18 protein-coding genes are annotated in these 16,482 nt (G+C 73.1%); 11 read left to right on the top strand and 7 right to left on the bottom strand.

Annotation, left to right across the window (positions count from 1 at the left end; genetic code table 11):
* Window positions 1-10: 10 nt before the first annotated feature.
* From ABT026_RS02890 to ABT026_RS02870, 5 genes are read right to left on the bottom strand one after another with little or no spacing between them, the layout of a single operon-like run.
* Entirely contained in the window at window positions 11-799 is a 789-nt protein-coding gene (locus tag ABT026_RS02890; protein ID WP_351111462.1) for an ABC transporter ATP-binding protein, read from the bottom strand.
* Window positions 783-1,679, bottom strand: a complete 897-nt coding sequence (locus ABT026_RS02885) for an ABC transporter permease (protein WP_351111460.1) — start codon at window positions 1,677-1,679, stop codon at window positions 783-785. The genes ABT026_RS02890 and ABT026_RS02885 overlap by 17 nt, the downstream gene beginning before the upstream one ends.
* Window positions 1,676-3,034 (bottom strand): ABC transporter substrate-binding protein, encoded by a 1,359-nt coding sequence (locus ABT026_RS02880; RefSeq protein WP_351111458.1) that lies wholly within the window; start codon window positions 3,032-3,034, stop codon window positions 1,676-1,678. The genes ABT026_RS02885 and ABT026_RS02880 overlap by 4 nt, the downstream gene beginning before the upstream one ends.
* Before the next feature lie 15 nt (window positions 3,035-3,049).
* Window positions 3,050-3,277: a 4Fe-4S dicluster domain-containing protein gene (locus ABT026_RS02875; protein ID WP_351111456.1), complete on the bottom strand. Its 228-nt coding sequence runs from the start codon at window positions 3,275-3,277 to the stop codon at window positions 3,050-3,052.
* 41 nt (window positions 3,278-3,318) lie between these two features.
* Window positions 3,319-4,107: a GntR family transcriptional regulator gene (locus tag ABT026_RS02870; RefSeq protein ID WP_351111455.1), complete on the bottom strand. Its 789-nt coding sequence runs from the start codon at window positions 4,105-4,107 to the stop codon at window positions 3,319-3,321.
* A gap of 230 nt (window positions 4,108-4,337) precedes the next feature.
* Here ABT026_RS02870 and ABT026_RS02865 point away from each other — a divergent pair, with 230 nt between their 5' ends.
* From ABT026_RS02865 to ABT026_RS02815, 11 genes are all read left to right on the top strand, one after another.
* Window positions 4,338-4,754: a DUF6281 family protein gene (locus tag ABT026_RS02865; protein WP_351111453.1), complete on the top strand. Its 417-nt coding sequence runs from the start codon at window positions 4,338-4,340 to the stop codon at window positions 4,752-4,754.
* A 174-nt stretch (window positions 4,755-4,928) separates the two neighbouring features.
* Window positions 4,929-6,320 carry an ATP-binding protein gene (locus ABT026_RS02860; protein ID WP_351111451.1) on the top strand — a complete coding sequence of 464 codons (1,392 nt, stop codon included), beginning with the start codon at window positions 4,929-4,931 and terminating at the stop codon, window positions 6,318-6,320.
* Window positions 6,317-6,739, top strand: coding sequence for a roadblock/LC7 domain-containing protein (locus ABT026_RS02855; RefSeq protein ID WP_351111449.1), 423 nt, complete (start codon window positions 6,317-6,319; stop codon window positions 6,737-6,739). Before ABT026_RS02860 ends, ABT026_RS02855 begins: the two co-directional genes overlap by 4 nt.
* Complete coding sequence (locus ABT026_RS02850; protein WP_351111447.1) at window positions 6,736-7,095, top strand: DUF742 domain-containing protein; 360 nt, start codon at window positions 6,736-6,738, stop codon at window positions 7,093-7,095. The genes ABT026_RS02855 and ABT026_RS02850 overlap by 4 nt, the downstream gene beginning before the upstream one ends.
* On the top strand, window positions 7,070-7,735 hold the full coding sequence (locus ABT026_RS02845) for a GTP-binding protein (RefSeq protein ID WP_351111446.1): 666 nt from the start codon (window positions 7,070-7,072) through the stop codon (window positions 7,733-7,735). The genes ABT026_RS02850 and ABT026_RS02845 overlap by 26 nt, the downstream gene beginning before the upstream one ends.
* Window positions 7,732-9,006 carry a cytochrome P450 family protein gene (locus ABT026_RS02840; RefSeq protein WP_351111444.1) on the top strand — a complete coding sequence of 425 codons (1,275 nt, stop codon included), beginning with the start codon at window positions 7,732-7,734 and terminating at the stop codon, window positions 9,004-9,006. Before ABT026_RS02845 ends, ABT026_RS02840 begins: the two co-directional genes overlap by 4 nt.
* On the top strand, window positions 9,003-10,238 hold the full coding sequence (locus tag ABT026_RS02835; RefSeq protein WP_351111442.1) for a cytochrome P450 family protein: 1,236 nt from the start codon (window positions 9,003-9,005) through the stop codon (window positions 10,236-10,238). Before ABT026_RS02840 ends, ABT026_RS02835 begins: the two co-directional genes overlap by 4 nt.
* 177 nt (window positions 10,239-10,415) lie before the next feature.
* The gene (locus tag ABT026_RS02830) at window positions 10,416-11,774 is read left to right on the top strand and encodes a rhodanese-like domain-containing protein (RefSeq protein ID WP_351111440.1); all 1,359 of its coding nucleotides are present in this window, start codon (window positions 10,416-10,418) and stop codon (window positions 11,772-11,774) included.
* Window positions 11,775-11,830: 56 nt separating this feature from the next.
* Window positions 11,831-12,196: a rhodanese-like domain-containing protein gene (locus ABT026_RS02825; RefSeq protein ID WP_351111438.1), complete on the top strand. Its 366-nt coding sequence runs from the start codon at window positions 11,831-11,833 to the stop codon at window positions 12,194-12,196.
* Window positions 12,193-12,936, top strand: a complete 744-nt coding sequence (locus ABT026_RS02820) for a sulfite exporter TauE/SafE family protein (RefSeq protein ID WP_351111436.1) — start codon at window positions 12,193-12,195, stop codon at window positions 12,934-12,936. The genes ABT026_RS02825 and ABT026_RS02820 overlap by 4 nt, the downstream gene beginning before the upstream one ends.
* Before the next feature lie 86 nt (window positions 12,937-13,022).
* A complete protein-coding gene (locus ABT026_RS02815; RefSeq protein ID WP_351111434.1) occupies window positions 13,023-13,601 on the top strand; it encodes a rhodanese-like domain-containing protein in 579 nt (192 codons plus the stop codon).
* Window positions 13,602-13,698: 97 nt separating this feature from the next.
* Here the strand turns inward: ABT026_RS02815 and mmsB are convergent, their stop codons facing one another.
* Window positions 13,699-14,883 carry a multiple monosaccharide ABC transporter permease gene (gene mmsB / locus ABT026_RS02810; RefSeq protein WP_351111432.1) on the bottom strand — a complete coding sequence of 395 codons (1,185 nt, stop codon included), beginning with the start codon at window positions 14,881-14,883 and terminating at the stop codon, window positions 13,699-13,701.
* Window positions 14,880-16,478 carry a multiple monosaccharide ABC transporter ATP-binding protein gene (mmsA, locus tag ABT026_RS02805; protein ID WP_351111430.1) on the bottom strand — a complete coding sequence of 533 codons (1,599 nt, stop codon included), beginning with the start codon at window positions 16,476-16,478 and terminating at the stop codon, window positions 14,880-14,882. Before mmsA ends, mmsB begins: the two co-directional genes overlap by 4 nt.
* Window positions 16,479-16,482 lie beyond the last annotated feature (4 nt).

Genomic DNA, 16,482 nt, shown 5'->3' with positions numbered 1-16,482 from the left:
AGGGTGCCTTTCAGGAGCGGAGGGCGGTGAGCAGGTCCCGGCGCAGGGCCGCGCGGGCCGGGTCGTCGTGGGCGGCGCGCTCCCGCGGACGCGGCACGTCCCGCAGGGCGGTGAGCCGGCCGGAGCCGAGGAGGGCCACGCGGTCGCCCAGGAACAGGGCCTCGTCGACGTCGTGGGTCACGAAGACCACGGTCGCGCCGGTGCCGTGCAGCACCTCCAGCAGAAGGTCCTGCATGCCGGCGCGGGTCTGCGCGTCGAGCGCGCCGAACGGTTCGTCCATCAGGACGGCGCGTGGCCGGCCCGCCAGGGCGCGGGCCAGCTGGGCCCGCTGCCGCTGCCCCCCGGAGACCCGGTGCGGCAGCCGGAGCGCCTGATGGGCGAGGCCGACCCGCTCCAGCCACGCCTCGGCCTGCTCCCTGCGCCGTGCGCGGGAGACGCCCTGGATGGCCAGCGGCAGTTCCACGTTGGCGCGCAGGGTGCGCCAGGGCAGCAGGGCGTCCTCCTGGAAGACGAGCGCCCGGTCCGCCCCGGGGCCGGTCACCGGCCGGCCGTCCTGCTCCACCGCCCCGGCCTGCACGGGCAGCAGCCCGGCCACGGTGCGCAGCAGTGTCGACTTTCCGCAGCCGGAGGCTCCGACGACCGAGAGGATCTCGCCGGGGGCGACGTCCAGGTCCACACCGGTCACGGCCGGGACACCCGGTCGGCCCAGCGTGGCGTCGCGAAGGGTGAGACGGGTCCCGGACGGCGCCTCGGCGGCGGACCGGGACCTGGCCGGCCGGGTGTCAGACGAGGTGCTCACGACGTGCCTCCTCGGGCTCGGCGGCTTCCGGGGCGGACGACGCGGGGGCGGCGGACGCCGGGGAGGCGGGTCCGGGCCCGGACCCGCCGCCCGGAACGTACGAGGTGCGCGGCAGCCAGCGCGTCAGACGTCGGCCGGCCAGCTCGACCGCGGTGGAGGTCAGCCAGCCCAGCAGGCCGATGGTGACCATGCCGACGAAGACGCCCGGGTAGTCGACGATCGTGTAGTCCTGCCAGGTGCGGTAGCCGACCCCGTACTGGCCGGAGATCATCTCGGCGGAGATCACACAGATCCAGGACACGCCGATACCCACCGACAGGCCGCCGAAGATGCCGGGCAGGGCGCCCGGCAGGATCACCGAGCCGAGGATCCACCGGCGGCCGCCGCCCATGGTGCGCGTCGCCTCCTCCCACACGGGGCTCAGCGCCCGTACCGCGTGCCGGGTGGAGACGAGGACCGGGAAGAAGGCGGCGGCGCAGGTGATGAAGACGATCCCCTGCTCGTTGGAGGGGAACAGCAGGATCGCGACGGGGACCAGGGCGATGGCGGGGACGGGCCGCACGACCTCCAGGACCGGGCCGAGCACGTCCTCGGCGAGCCGCGAGCGCGCCACGAGCACGCCGGTGGCCACGCCCAGGACGGCGGCGAGCAGGAACCCGGCCACGATGCGGGTGAGGCTGTCGGTGAGATCGGTCCAGTAGTCGGGGCCGGAGAGCCGGCCGGCGAAGGTCCGGGCCACGTCCGTCACCGTCGGGAACTGCGAGAACCGCATCCACAGGTCCACGTCGAGGGCGGTCAGCAGCTGCCACAGGCCCAGTGCGGCGGCCAGGGAGCCGGCCCGCAGCGCGAGCCGGCCCGGCCGGCCGGGGTACCGGCTCATGAGGCGTGTCCCAGGGCGTCCGCGTAGCTGATCACCCGGGCGCCGTCGTGACCGGCGACGTAGGCCCGTGCCGTCTCCGGCGCGACGAAGGGCAGCGACCGCTCGCCGTCCCTCACCCAGACGGCCTTGTCGGCGAACCAGAGGGTGCCGGTGGTGGCGTCGGGAACGTAGGCCGCGCGGATCCCGTCCCGGTGGCGCGCGAGATGCGCGAGGAGTTCGTCGGGGGAGGCGAACTCCAGTGTTCCGGAAGCCCCTTCGGGCCACACCTCGCTCGCGGCGGCGGGCGGGACGGCCCGTAGCCGCTCGGCGTACCCGGCGCCGAGGGCCTTCCTGACGTACCGGTCGTCGACGAACGCGTCCACGTCGATGTCGCCGGTCAGCTTCGCCGCCTTCAGGATCGCCACGTCCTGTTCGAGCGCGGAGACCAGTCGCGGCTTGACCGACGGGTCGAAGGTCGCGATGCCGTGGGCTCCGTTGTAGAGGTAGACGACCTCGGCCGGCAGCCCCGTCGCCTCGGCGACCTTCTCCGCGGCGTCCACCGGATGGGCGTCGAGATAATCGGTCGCCTGCGCCTGCGCCTTGAGGAACGCCTCCAGTACGGCCGGACGCCGCTCGGCGAAGTCCTGGCGGGCGGTGACGCCGTGGAAGGTGGGCAGGTCGAGCTGCGCGCCGTCGTACAGCGCCTTCGCCTTGCCCTGGTGGGCGAGCAACCCGGGCCAGGCCACGAACTGCGACAGCGCGTCCGCGCTGCCCGCCGCGAGGGCCGAGGCGCCCACCGCGGGCTGCTGGTTGAGCTTCTCGATGTCCCGTGCGGGGTCCAGGCCCGCCTGCCGCAGGGCCCGCACCAGCGTGCCGTCGGCGGCCGATCCGACGCTGGTGGAGACCTTCGCGCCCTTCAGGTCCTTCAGCGAGGCGAGCTTCGACCCCGGGGCCACGACGACCGTGTTGAGGCCGCCCTTCAGGTTGTAGCCGGTGACCGAGACCAGGCGGGTGGGCCGGTCCAGCTGTTTGCCCCGGGCCGCGTTGATGAGCAGGGGGAAGTCGCCCATCGAGCCGATGTCGATCTTCCCGGCCGTCATCTGCGCGGTGATGGGGGCGCCGGTGGCGAAGTCCTGCCACTCCACCTTGTACGTGACGCCGTCGTCGAGGGCCTTCAACTGTTCCTCGAAGTGGCCGAGGGAACGCAGGAGGGTGCCGGCGGTGACCGTGTTGATGGTCTTCGACTGGTATCCGACGGTGACGGTGACCGTGGAGGAGCCGTTCGCCTCGGCGCTGCCGCCGCAGGCGGACAGGGGGAGCAGGAGGACGCCCGCGGCGAGCGCGACCGCCGGACGTCTCAGGGGAGTCGTGGTCATGGGGGTTCGGGCCTCTCAGCGCAGCAGGTAGGGCATGTCGACCGTGACGGCGCCGGTGGGACACCGGGCCGCGCACGGGCCGCAGTACCAGCACTCGTCGACGTGCATGTAGGCCTTGCCGCTGGTCTCGTCGATGGCGAGGGAGTCCAGCGGGCACATGTCCACGCAGAGCGTGCAGCCGGCGATGCACTTCGTGGCGTCGATGGTCACGGGCACGTCGGCCCGTTGGGGCACCAGGGGCATGGCTGTCTCCGGGAAAGTCGGGCGGTACGGGAGGGGGAGGGCTACAGGGAGCGGTGGAGCCGGCCGCTCATCGAGATGCGGTCACCGCGGAAGCGGATGAACTCCAGGTCGACGGGGCGTCCGTCGCAAAGATGCGTCAGGCGCTCCAGCATCAGGACGGCGGCGCCACGCGGAGCCTGCAGCACGGCCGCGGAGTGCGCGTCGGCGCTGACCGCCTCCAGGGTGATCTCGGCATGGCCGAGCGCTCGGCCGGTGACGGTCTCCAGCAGGCGGAAGACGTCGGTGTTCTCCAGGTCGGCGCCGAGCAGCTCGGTGCCGATGTCGAGGGGGATGTACGTGAGGTCGAGGGAGAGAGGGAGGCCGTTCAGGCGCCGCAGACGCTCGATGTAGACGACGTCGGCGCCGGGCGCGACGCGCAGGCGTTCGGTGACCAGGGCGGGCGCGGGGATGAGGCCCACGGTGCGCACCTCGTTGGTGACGTTCCCGTGCTCGTTGAGGGTCTCGGCGAGACCCATCAGGCGGTCGAGGCCGTGCGGGTACTTCTGGGCGACGACGACGGTGCCGACACCGGGAAGGCGTTCCACCAGCCCTTCCGCGCGCAGAAGGTCCAGCGCGAGGCGGACGGTGTTGCGCGAGACCCGGAACTCCTGGGCCAGGTCCGACTCGTGCGGGAGGGTCCCGTCCGGACAGCCACCCGTGAGGAGCTGACGGCGCAGCAGGTCGGCGAGCTGGCGTGCACGGTCCGCGCGCAGCCGGCGCCGTGTGCGCTGGGCCGCGACGGTGGGCGCGCCCTGGCCGGCGTGGTCCCGGATGCGGTCGGTGGGTGGCATGGCCCGAACCATAACGATCCGGCGCGGACCGTAGGTTGCCGCAACATTGCGCCACTTCCCGGCGCCGCGGTCACCGGGATGACCTGGGGTTTCAGGACGCGGACGAGGAGATCTGCCTGTTTCGGCGGGTGAACCGTCCCGCGGTGCGTCGAACGAACCGGGCGTCCGCTCCGTCGTCGTACACGGGAGGCCGACGGGCCCTCCGGTGGCCGGGAGAGGGAGGACGGACGATGGGAACGGGAGCATCGGCGCGGAAGCGGGGCGTGCGGGGCGTGGCGGTCCTGCTGGCGGCGGCGGTGGCCGGCTGCACGGGCGGGGGACGGGCCGAGCAGACGCGGACCGAGGGCGGACTCCGGGCGGGCGGCGAGGCCGACGCGAAGTGCGTCTACGTCGTCGAGTTCGAGGGACGTTCCTATCGCGAGGCCGGGGACCTGGAGTTCACGCCCGGCGAGGCCATCGGCACCGGGCTGGTACCGGTGTGCGACGACGGCGGAGCGGGCGCGGGGGAGAAGCCCGAGGAGGTGACCGTCCGGGAGGTGGAGGGCGTGGCCCCGGAGGCCGCCCTGGCGGTGACCCGGACCCCGGGCGACGTCGTGCTGGTGACGGTCACCGGGGCGGACCTCCCGTCGCCGGCGGCCACCCCCTGATCCGTGGCACTTCGAAAATTTCGGACTCGTCTTGCGCTCAAATAGCCAAATCTGCAAGCAAGTTAGACGCAGGCGAGGTGCAACCGGGCGGTGATGGTGTGTAGTTTGCCATCTGCTCGACAGACACCTGTGCACCGCCGCCCAGTCGTATCCGAGACCCCGAGGTCCTCATACATGATCGAGATACCGGAGCTGGCCTTCGGCTGCCTGGCCGCCGGGACGGCGGGCGCGTTCGCGCTGGGAGGGGGCCTGTGGCGCTCCAGGCGTGAACAGGACCGGCTCCGGCGGGAGACGACCGGGCTGCGCCACCAGGCCGAGCAGTCCCTCCGGGACGGGCTCGAGGAGGCCGAGCGCGTCCGTCAGGCGTTCACGGCCGAGCTGGAGCACCTCGTCGCCCGGCGGATGCCGGCCGAGGCGACCCGCGCCACCCACCCGCACGTCCCGGTGCCCGGACCGGCCGGCACGGCGGGAGCCGCGACCGAGCCGGTGCTGGAGGCCCTGCGCGCCGCGATCCTGAAGGAGCGCAAGCGCGTCGACGCCGCCGCCCGCGCCGGGATGCGCGGCGCCACCCGGGAGATCCAGGCGAGCCTGTACCGCCTTCAGGACCTCCTGCACGGCCTCCAGGAACGCTACGACGACCCCGAGCTGGCGCAGGTCCTCTACACCCTCGACCACGAGAACGAGCAGTCGCTGCGCCGCGCCCAGGTCACCGCCGTGGTCTGCGGGGCGTGGGTGGGACTGGCCCGCGAGGAGTCCCACCTCGTCGACGCCGTCACCGGAGGGCAGGCCCGGCTGGCCGGCTACCGCAGGGTCAGGCTCCACAACCACCTCCTGCCCGGCACCGCGCTGGTCTCCCACGCCGTGGAGCCCGTCGCGATCATCGCCGCCGAACTCATCGACAACGCGCTGCGGCACTCCTCGCCGGAGACCTCGGTGGTCGTGAACCTCGAACATGTCGACAACGGCGTCGCCGTGACCGTCGACGACGCGGGCGTCGGCATGTCGCCCGACGAGAGGGCCGCGGCGCAGCGCATGGTCGCCGGCACCGACCCGATCCTGTTCTCCGACCTGGGCGACCCGCCCCGGATGGGCCTCGCCGCGGTCGGGCAACTCACGCGCCAGTTCGACCTCACGGTGGACCTCTCCTCGCGGTCCCCGTACGGGGGAGTGCGGGCCGTCCTGCTGGTCCACGGCCACCTGCTGAGCCACATCGACCCGGAGCTGCGCCCCGCCGCCGCGAGCGCGTCCCCCTCCACCCGCACTGGCGAGGTGCCCAGACCGCGCCTGCCCGAGGACGACGGGGAGCCCGCCCACGACCGGCCCGGGTCCGGCCCGGACGCGGGGGCCGCCGACGCCGCCCGCCCGGAGCCCGCTGCCGAGGACCTTCCGCGCCGCCGTCGCCGTCAGGTGTCGCCGGACCAGGCGGCGCTGATCCGGCCGAGCGCGGCCGAGGCCGCCGCCCCCGCCCGTTCGCCCGAGGAGTGCGCCGCAGCCCTTGGCGCCCTCCAGTCGGCGACCGCCGCCGCCCGTGAAGCGGCCCGAACCGAAGGGACCGATCCCCGATGACGAACCGCGAGACCGGTGACAGCGCGTGGGTCCTCGACCCGATCCTCGAGGTCCCGCACGTGAAGGCCGCCGTGCTGCTCACCCGGGACGGCCTGGTGTCCGGCTTCACCGAGGCGCTCACCCAGGACTCGGCCGACCGCGTCGCCGCCATCACCTCGACCGTGCAGGGCGCCTGCCGCACCGCGGCCGCCGCCTTCGCCGACATGCCGGCCGCCCAGCTGCGGCAGGTGGTGATCGAGTCCGACCACGGCTACATCCTGGTCGCGCCCACCGACCACGGCACCTGCGTCGCCGCGTTCGGCGACCCGGAGGTCCGGCTCGACCTGCTCGGGCACCGCGTGCACTCGCAGGTCGCCCGGCTCGGGGAGAAGGTGATGGCCGCCGCGCCCCGCGCGGCCGAGGGCGGCGCCTCCCAATGAGGGGCCACAGAGCCGGCCGGCCGCTGGTGCCCGCCTACCTCTCCACCGAGGGGGTGGCGCGGCCCAGCCGCAACAGCCTGGAGCGCCTGTCGGTGCTCACCTCCACCGCCGGCCCGGAACCCGGCGAGCTGCCGCCCGCCCAGCAGGCGCTGCTGGGCGGGCTGGAGGGCGGCTCGCTGACCGTGGTGGAGGCGGCGGCGCTGCTGCGCCTGCCGGTCTCCGCCGTCCGGGTCCTGTCCGCCGCCCTGATCGACCAGGGGCTGGTGACGGCGCGCCCGCCCGTCCCGTCCGCCGGCCAGCCCGACCACGACCTGCTGAAGAGAGTCGCCGATGGCCTCCGCGCCCTCAAGCTCTGACGTATCGCCCGCCGGGAGCCGGGTCCTCGACGACGCCGTCCGGGCCGGGGACCTCCATCTCCCCGCCGCCGCCAAGGAGCTGGTGAAGATCGTCGTCGTCGGCCCGTTCGGCGTCGGCAAGACCACCCTGATCGACTCGGTCTCCGAGATCCGCCCCCTGCACACCGAGGAACACCTCACCGAGGCGTCCGTCGCCGTCGACGACCTCGACGGCGTCCGGGACAAGCGGACCACCACCGTGGCCATCGACTTCGGCAGGATCACCCTCGGCGAGGAGACCGTCCTCTACCTGTTCGGCACCCAGGGACAGGAACGCTTCCGCGCGCTGTGGGCCGACATCGCCTACGGGGCGCTCGGCGCCCTCGTGCTCGTCGACAGCCGTCGCCTCGACGCCTCCTTCGACGTCCTCGGCCTGGTCGAGGAGTCGGGGCTGACGTACGCGGTCGCGGTCAACACCTTCCCCGACTCCCGCCGTTACCCCGAGGAGCAGTTGCGGGAGTCCCTCGACCTGGCGCCCGACACCCCGCTGGTGGAGTGCGACGCCCGGGACACCCACTCCTCCGTCGACGCGCTGCTCGCCCTGGTGGAGCACCTGATCGACCTCGACGCCCGCGCGACGGCAGGACAGGTGCGCCGATGACCACGTACCCCGCCCCCTCGGAGTCCTTCGAACGCTCCGCCCCCGTGCGGCTGTGGGAGGACGGCTTCGCCGCCGACCCGCGCCGCTACTACGAGGCGCTGCGCGCCCAGGGCTCGGTCGGCCGGGCCGAACTGGCCCCCGGCGTACCGGCGTACGTGGTCACCGACCGCAAGGCCGCGCTCGACATGCTGCACGACGAGAAGACCTGGACCCGCGACCCGCGCGCCTGGCAGGAGACGGTCCCCGAGGACCTGCCGGTCCTCGGCATGATGCGCTGGCGTCCCAACACCCTCTTCTCCGACGGCGAGCAGCACGTCCGTTACCGCACCGCCCTGCTCGACGCCTTCGCCCTGGTCGAGCCGCACGACCTGCGCGAGCGGGTGATCCGGGCGGTGCACATCCTGGTCTCCCGGTTCGGGCCGAGCGGCGAGGCGGACCTGGTGCGCGACTTCGCCCGCCCGCTGATGACGCTGATCTTCAACAGCCTCTTCGGCTTCCCCGAAGGCGAGGCCGACCGGCTCAACGACGCCATCGGCGCGCTGATGGAGGGCGGCGAGGCCGCCGCCGTCGCCGAGGCCGAGTACGGCAGGTACGTGCTGGACCTGATCGCGGCCAAGAAGGCCAGGCGCGGCGACGACCTCACCAGCCGGCTGCTGGACCACCCGCTGGAGCTCACCGTCGAGGAGGTGACCTGGCAGGTCTTCCTCACCCTCGGCGCCGGCCACGAGCCCTCCACGAACCTGGTCACCAACGCGCTCTCCCGCATCCTCGGCAACCCGGCGTACTACTCCACCCTCACCAGCGGCTCCCGCCCCGTGCGCGACGCCGTCCTCGAGGTGCTCCGCTACGAGACCCCGCTCACCAACTACGGCGTGCTCTACGCCCGCGAGCCGGTCAGCTTCCACGGCGTGTGGGTGCAGTCGGCGGTGCCGGTGGTCGTCTCCTACGGGGCGCTCGCGATGTTCGCCGAGGAGCAGCACGGCGGCGCCCACCACCCGCGCGACGCCTCGCACCTGTCGTTCGGCGCCGGTCCGCACACCTGCCCGGTCAAGCAGGAGAGCCTGCTGATCGCCACGGAGGCGATCGAGCGGCTCACCCAGTGGCTCCCCGACATGGAGCCCACCGTGCCCCGCGACCGGCTGAGCTGGCGGCCCGGCCCCTTCCACCGCTCCCTGGTCGCCCTGCCGGTCCGCTTCACCCCCCGCACGCCCGACCGCCCCGCCGGGCTGCCCGGCGACCGTCCGACCACCCAGACTGGAGCCCGAGCATGACCACCACGCCCCCGCGCGTGCCCATCGACCCCTTCGGTTCCGACATCGTCGCGGAGAGCGCGCGGCTGCGGGCCATGGGACCGGTCGTCCCCGTGGAGCTTCCCGGCGGCATCCCGGCCTGGGCGCCCACCGGGTACGACGCGCTGCGGACACTGATCCTGGACCCCCAGGTCAGCAAGGACCCGCGCAGGCACTGGCGGCTGTGGCCGGAGGTCGGCGAGCACCCGGAGTGGGCGTGGGTGCTGGGCTGGATCGGCGTGGTCAACATGCTCTCCACCTACGGCAGCGACCACACCCGGCTGCGCCGCCTGGTCGCGCCCAGCTTCACCGCCCGCCGCACCGAGGCGCTGCGCGGCCGGGTCGAGGCCGTCGCCGCCGAGCTCCTGGACACGATGGAGAAGGAGGGCCACGACGGAGCCGTCGTCGACCTCAAGGAGGCGTTCGCCCACCCGCTGCCGATGCAGATCATCTGCGAGCTGTTCGGCGTGCCCGACGAGCTGCGGCAGGACGTGGTCGAGCTGGTCGCGGCGATCATGGACACCACCGACCAGAGCGCCGAGCACGCGGCCTTCGTGCAGCAGCGGATCGGCACGGTCATCCCCGCCCTGATCACCCACCGGGCGCAGCACCCCGGCGACGACCTCACCACCGAGCTGATCCGGGTCCGCGACGAGGAGGGCGACCGGCTCAGCGACGAGGAACTGCTGTTCACGCTGCTGCTGGTCATCGGCGCCGGCTTCGAGACGACGGTGAACCTGATCGCCAACGCGGTGGTGGAACTGCTGACCCATCCCGAGCAGCTCGCCGCCGTCCGCGCCGGGCGGCTCGACTGGGACCAGGTCATCGACGAGGTGCTGCGCGCCCGCCCGTCGATCGCCTCCCTCCCGCTCCGGTTCGCCGTCTCCGACGTCACCGTGGGCGGCGTCACCATCCCGGCCGGGGACGCGATCCTCACCACCTTCGGCGCGGCCGGCTCGGACCCGGGGCACTACGGGGAGACGGCCGACGCCTTCGACGCGGCCCGCTCGGCCGACGACCACCTGTCCTTCGGCATCGGCGTCCACCGCTGCATCGGGGCCCCGCTGGCCCGCATGGAGGCCCGTACCGCGCTCTCCGCCCTCTTCGACCGCTTCCCCGGCCTGACCCCCGCCTTCGGCGCCGGCGACCTGACGCAGGTGCCGTCCTTCATCGCCTACGGCTGGCAGACGGTCCCGGTCCGGCTCGCCGACTGACCCACTCGTCAACGAAGGACCCCCGGGGTACCCGCCCTGGGGGTTCGTTCGTGTTCGGAGGTCTCCGGACGGGTGTGGGACTACGGTCCGGATACCCCCGGGGGTACCCGTGTTACAGTCGAATACATACCCAGGGGGGTAATTCTCCAGGTAACTTTCCAGGAAGGGAGCGACCGCGTGTTCTTCGTCGACACCATCGAGCTCGAGGGCCTCGGCAACCGGCACTACCTCGCCGGGGGCAGGCGGGCCGCCGTGGCCGTGGACCCGCCGCGCGACATCGACCAGGTGCTGGCGGCGGCCGCGCGGCGCGGTGTGCGCATCACCCACGTGGTCGAGACCCACCTGCACAACGACTACGTCACCGGAGGGCTTGAGCTGGCCCGGATCACCGGCGCCGTCTACCTGGTGCCCGCCGGAGCGAACGTGTCGTTCGCCCGGACCCCCGTGGCCGACGGCGACGCGGTGACGGTCGAGGACGGACTGGAGCTGCGGGCGGTGGCCACCCCCGGGCACACCCCGCACCACACCGCGTACGTGCTCGCCGAGCAGGGCGCGCCGGTGGCCGCGTTCACCGGCGGATCCCTGCTCATCGGCACGGTGGGCCGCCCCGACCTGGTCGAGCCCCGCCTGACCGAGCAGCTGGCCCGCGCCCAGCACGCCTCCGCGCACCGGCTGGCGGCCGAGCTCCCCGACGAGACGGCCGTCCTGCCCACCCACGGCTTCGGCAGCTTCTGCTCCTCCGCGCAGGCGGAGGGGGAGAACACCACCATCGGCCGGGAGAAGAACGCCAACACGGCGCTCACCACCGACGTGGACACCTTCGTCGCCGAGCTCCTCGCCGGGCTCGAGGACGTCCCCGCCTACTACGCGCACATGGGGCCGGCCAACGCCGAAGGCCCCGCCCCGGTGGACCTGACGCCCCCGGCCGTCGCGGACGCCGCCGAGATCGCGGCCCGGCTCGCGGCCGGCGAGTGGGTCGTCGACCTGCGCAACCGGGTCGCCTTCGCCGAGGGGCACGTCGCCGGGTCGTTCAACTTCGACGCCGAGGGCAAGATCGCCACCTACCTGGCCTGGATGATCCCCTGGGGCAAGCCGGTGACCCTGCTCGCCGAGTCCCCGGAGCAGCTGGCCGCCGCCCAGCGCGAGCTGGTGCGGGTCGGCATCGACCGGCCCGCCGCCGCGGCGACCGGCAGCCCGCGGGAATGGGTGCCCGAGGGCGCCGAGCTCGCCACCTTCCCGCGCTCCACCTTCGCCGGCCTCGCCGAGGAGGACACCGACGGGATCGTCGTCCTGGACGTGCGCCGCGACTCCGAGCGGGCCGGCGGGCACGTCGAGGGATCGATCCACATCCCGATCCACGAGCTGCACAAGCGGCTCGACGAGGTGCCCGCGGGCACCGTGTGGGTGCACTGCGCCGGCGGCCTGCGCGCCGGGATCGCCGCGTCGCTGCTGGACGCCGCGGGACGTGACGTGGTGGCCGTCGACGACGGCTTCGACTCCGCCGTCGAGGCGGGCCTGACCGTCACCACCGGCTGAGCCCGCCCCGCCGGCCGGCTCCCGAGCACCCCCTCCCTGATCTCCCGAGGTTCGTGATGTCTCTTTTCCCTGACGGCGTGCACCGCGTCGCCGTCGACGAGGCCGAGCGATGTACGCGGGGCGCCGACGCCCCGGCCGTGCTGCTCGACGTCCGTGAGCAGACCGAGTGGGACGCCGGTCACGCGCCCGGCGCGCTGTTCGCACCGCTGTCCGCCCTGGCCGACGGGGCGCCCCTGCCCGCCGCGGCCCAGGGCCGGCCCCTGGTCGTGATCTGCCGCAGCGGCAACCGCTCGCAGACGGCGGCGCGGCTGCTGACCGCTCGCGGCGAGCGGGCGGTGGACGTCGTGGGCGGCATGCGCGACTGGGCGGCCGCCGGCCACACGGTCGTCGACGGACGAGGAAACGACGGCTCCGTCGCATGACTGTTCTCCTCCTCGCACTCCTCGCCGGCGCGGTCGTCGGCCTGGCCCTCGGTGGCCTGGGCGGCGGCGGCAGCGTCCTGGCGGTGCCCGCCCTGATCTACCTGGCCGGCTTCGGCGCGGCCGAGGCGACCACCGCCAGTCTGATCATCGTCACGCTCACCTCGCTGACGGCGCTCGCCGGACACACGCGCGACGGCAACGTGGCCTGGCGGACCGGACTGCTGTTCGCCGGCGCGGGCATCGTGCCCGCGGTCCTCGCCGGCGCCGCCGCGGGCCGCCTTCCGCAGGCCGTGCTCACCCTCGCCTTCGCCCTTGTCGCGGCGGGCGCGGCCCTGCGCATGCTGCGGCCCGCCCGCACCGTCACGACCGGCGAGGTGCGCCCCGTGAAGGCCGGCGCCGCCGGCGCCGGGCTCGGCGCGGTCACCGGTTTCCTCGGCGTGGGCGGCGGCTTCCTGGCCGTGCCCGCCCTGGTCGGCGTGCTGCGCCTGCCGATGCGCCGGGCGGTCGGCACCAGCCTGCTGGTCATCGTGATCAATTCGCTGGCCGCGCTCGCCGCCCGGGCCGGCAGCGGCCTGCAGCTCGACTGGGCGGTCGTCGCCCCCTTCACCGCCGCGGCGATCCTCGGCGCGTGGGACGGCAAGCGCCAGGCCAAGAAGCTCGCCGGCCCGACCCTCCAGCGGGTCTTCGCCTACCTGCTCCTGGCCGTCGCCCTGCTCATGCTCGTCGACACCTTCGTCTGACCGTCCCGCGGCCCCACCACGGCGACCGGACACCCAAGAACCCTCCACGCATCCACCCTGCTTCCACCCCGAAGGACGGCACCCCCATGACCACTCCCGTCTCCCTCGACCCCCGCGAGGCCCGCTCCCGCCTGGACGAGCTCACCGTGATCGACGTCCGCACGCCCGGCGAGTACGCCGGCGGGCACCTCCCTGGCGCGATCAACATCCCCCTGGACCAGCTCGGCCGCGCCCTGCCCGACATCCGTGACGCCGCCTCGCGTGGCGAGGTCCTCGTCGTCTGTGCCTCCGGCGCCCGCTCGGAGAACGCCTGCCGGACGCTCGCCCACAACGGCGTGCACGTCGCGACCCTCGCCGGCGGCACCGGCGCCTGGGCCCAGCAGGGCCACCAGATCGACCGCCCGCGGCAGGGCGAGGGCGGCCGGACCTGGGCCATGGACCGCCAGGTCCGCCTCACCGCCGGCTCCCTCGTCCTGCTCGGCCTCCTCCTCGGCCTCCTGGTCCACCCGGCCTTCCAGCTGCTGTCCGCGGGCATCGCCGCCGGACTGGTCTTCTCCGCGGTGACCAACACCTGCGGCATGGCCGCGATGCTCGCCAAGCTCCCCTGGAACCGCCCCTGCGGAGCCGACCTCGACGCCTCCCTGGCCCGCCTCCGCCGGAGCTGACGACGGCCCCCGGCGAAACGGCGAGGGCGGGCCCCCACGGGACCCGCCCTCGCCTTCCGCCGCACCCGGCCTCATCGAGGACGCCGGACCCGGTGGCTCAGGAACCGACCCTCCGCTTGTTCCACACGTCGAAACCGACCGCCGCCAGCAGCACCGCGCCCTTGATCACCTGCTGCCAGTCCGTGCCGATGCCGACCAGGTTCATGCCGTTGTTGAGCACGCCCAGGACCAGGCCGCCGATGATGGCGCCCAGGACGGTCCCCACGCCGCCGCTCATCGACGCGCCGCCGATGAAGGAGGCGGCGATCGCCTCGAGCTCGAAGTTCACGCCGGCCTTGGGCGAGGCCGCGTTGAAGCGGGCCGCGAAGACCAGGCCGGCCAGCGCGGCGAGCATGCCCATGTTGAGGAAGACCAGGAAGGTGACCTTCCTGTCCTTCACACCCGACAGCTTGGCCGCCGGAAGGTTGCCGCCGATGGCGTAGATGTGGCGGCCGACGATCGCGTTGCGCATCACATAGCCGAAGCCGGCCACCAGCACGCCGAGGATCAGCAGGACCACCGGGGCGCCCTTGTAACTGGCCAGGAGCAGCGTCGCGACCAGCACCGCGGCGGCCAGCGCCACCAGCTTGAGGACGAACGCCGGAGTGGGCAGCACCTCCAGGGCGAACTCCCGCTGACGGCGCCGGTCCCGTATCTCCTGGAGCACCACCACGGCTATCAGTCCGAGCCCCAGCAGCAGGGTGAGGTTGTGGTAGTTCGTCCTGGGGCCGACCTCCGGCAGGAAACCGTTGGCGATGTTCTGCAGCCCGCGCGGGAAGGGGCCCAGCGTCTGGCCCTGCAGGAAGATCTCCGTCAGCCCGCGGAACAGCAGCATTCCCGCCAGCGTGACGATGAACGACGGAATGCCCACGTAGGCGATGAAGAAGCCCTGCAACGCCCCCGCGGCCGCGCCGAGCAGCAGGCACAGCAGCACCGCCAGCGGCCACGACAGGGAGTTCTCCACCATCAGGACCGCGGCGACGGCCCCCACGAAGGCGGTCAGCGACCCGACCGACAGGTCGATGTGCCCGGAGATGATCACCAGCATCATGCCGACGGCCAGCACCAGGATGTAGCTGTTCTGCAGGACCAGGTTGGAGACGTTGCGGGGCAGCAGCAGGTCGCCGTCGGTCCAGACCGCGAACAGCGCCACGATCAGACCGAGCGCGAACAGCATGCCGTACTGCCGCATGTTGCGGCGCATGCCGTCCAGCACCAGCCGCGCCAAGCCCACCGTGCTCATCGTTCCTCCGCCTCTCCCGCGCCGGCGGGCCCGCTTCCCTTGCCGCCGCCTCCGTTCCGGTCCGCCGTCATGCACCGCATCAGCGTCTCCTGTGTGGCCTCCTCGCGGAGGAACTCACCGGTCAGGCGGCCTGCCGCCATGGTGTGGATCCGGTCGCACATGCCGATGAGCTCGGGCAGTTCGGAGGAGATGAACACCACCGCCTTGCCCTCGGCCGCCAACCGGTCGATCACCGTGTAGATCTCGTACTTCGCGCCCACGTCGATCCCGCGGGTCGGCTCGTCCAGGATCAGGACGTCCGGCCCGGCGAAGATCCACTTGCTGAGCACGACCTTCTGCTGGTTTCCGCCGGACAGCCGGCCCACCGTCTCGAAGACCGTGGGGGTCCGGATGTTCATCGAGGTGCGGAAGCCCTCGGCGACCCGCCGCTCCTCGTGCTCGTCGACCACCCCGTGCCGGGCCACCTTGCCGAGCGCGGTCAGCGAGACGTTCCGGCCGACCGTGTCGATGAGGTTGAGCCCGTAGTGCTTGCGGTCCTCGGTGACGTAGGCGATGCCGTGCCGCACGCACTCGGGCACCGTGCGGGTGCTGATCTCCTGGCCGTCCTTGAGGACGGTGCCGCCTGCGTGGCGCCCGTAGGAGCGGCCGAAGACGCTCATCGCGAGCTCGGTGCGGCCCGCCCCCATCAGCCCGGCGATGCCGACGATCTCACCGCGCCGGACCCGCAGGGACACCCCGTCGACCACCTTGCGGTCCTGGTCGATGGGGTGGTGCACGGTCCAGTCCCGGATCTCCAGGGCCGGCCTCTCCTCCTCGGCCGGGGCGGCGTACCGGGTCCGCTCGGGGAACCGGTGGTCCAGGTCGCGGCCCACCATCCCCGCGATGATCCGCTCCTCGGTGGTCGCCGGATCCTTCACGTCCAGCGTCTCCACCGTGCGCCCGTCCCGCAGGACCGTCACCGAGTCGGCGACCCGCAGGATCTCGTTGAGCTTGTGCGAGATGATCACCGAGGTGATGCCCTGCTCCTTCAGCTCCAGGACCAGGTCGAGGAGTTTGCCGCTGTCCTCGTCGTTGAGCGCCGCGGTCGGCTCGTCGAGGATCAGCAGTTTCACCTCCTTCGCCAACGCCTTCGCGATCTCGACCAGTTGCTGCTTGCCCACGCCGATGTCCGCGACCCGGGTCTGCGGCCGGTCCCGCAGGCCCACCCGGCGCAGCAGGTCCGCGGCGTGCCGCAGCGTCGCGGTCCAGTCGACGAAGCCGCGCCGGGCGTGCTCGTTGCCGAGGAAGATGTTCTCCGCGATCGACAGGTACGGCACCAGCGCCAGCTCCTGGTGGATGATGACGACGCCGCGCCGCTCACTGGCCCTGATGTCGCGGAACTGGCACGGCTCGCCCTCGAAGAGCACCTCTCCTTCGTAACTCCCGTGCGGGTGAACGCCGGAGAGGACCTTCATCAGGGTCGACTTGCCCGCGCCGTTCTCCCCGCAGATGGCGTGGACCTCACCCCGCCGTACGGTCAGGTTGACGTCGGACAGTGCCGTCACCCCGGGGAAGGTCTTGCCGATCGAGCGCATTTCCAGGACGGGTCCCGCCACGGGC

The organism is Streptomyces sp. NPDC002734 (assembly GCF_040295685.1).
In the GTDB taxonomy this organism is placed as follows: Bacteria; Actinomycetota; Actinomycetes; order Streptomycetales; family Streptomycetaceae; genus Streptomyces.
Note: the sequence above shows the minus strand (reverse complement) of the source record. Positions and strands in the feature narration are given on the sequence as shown.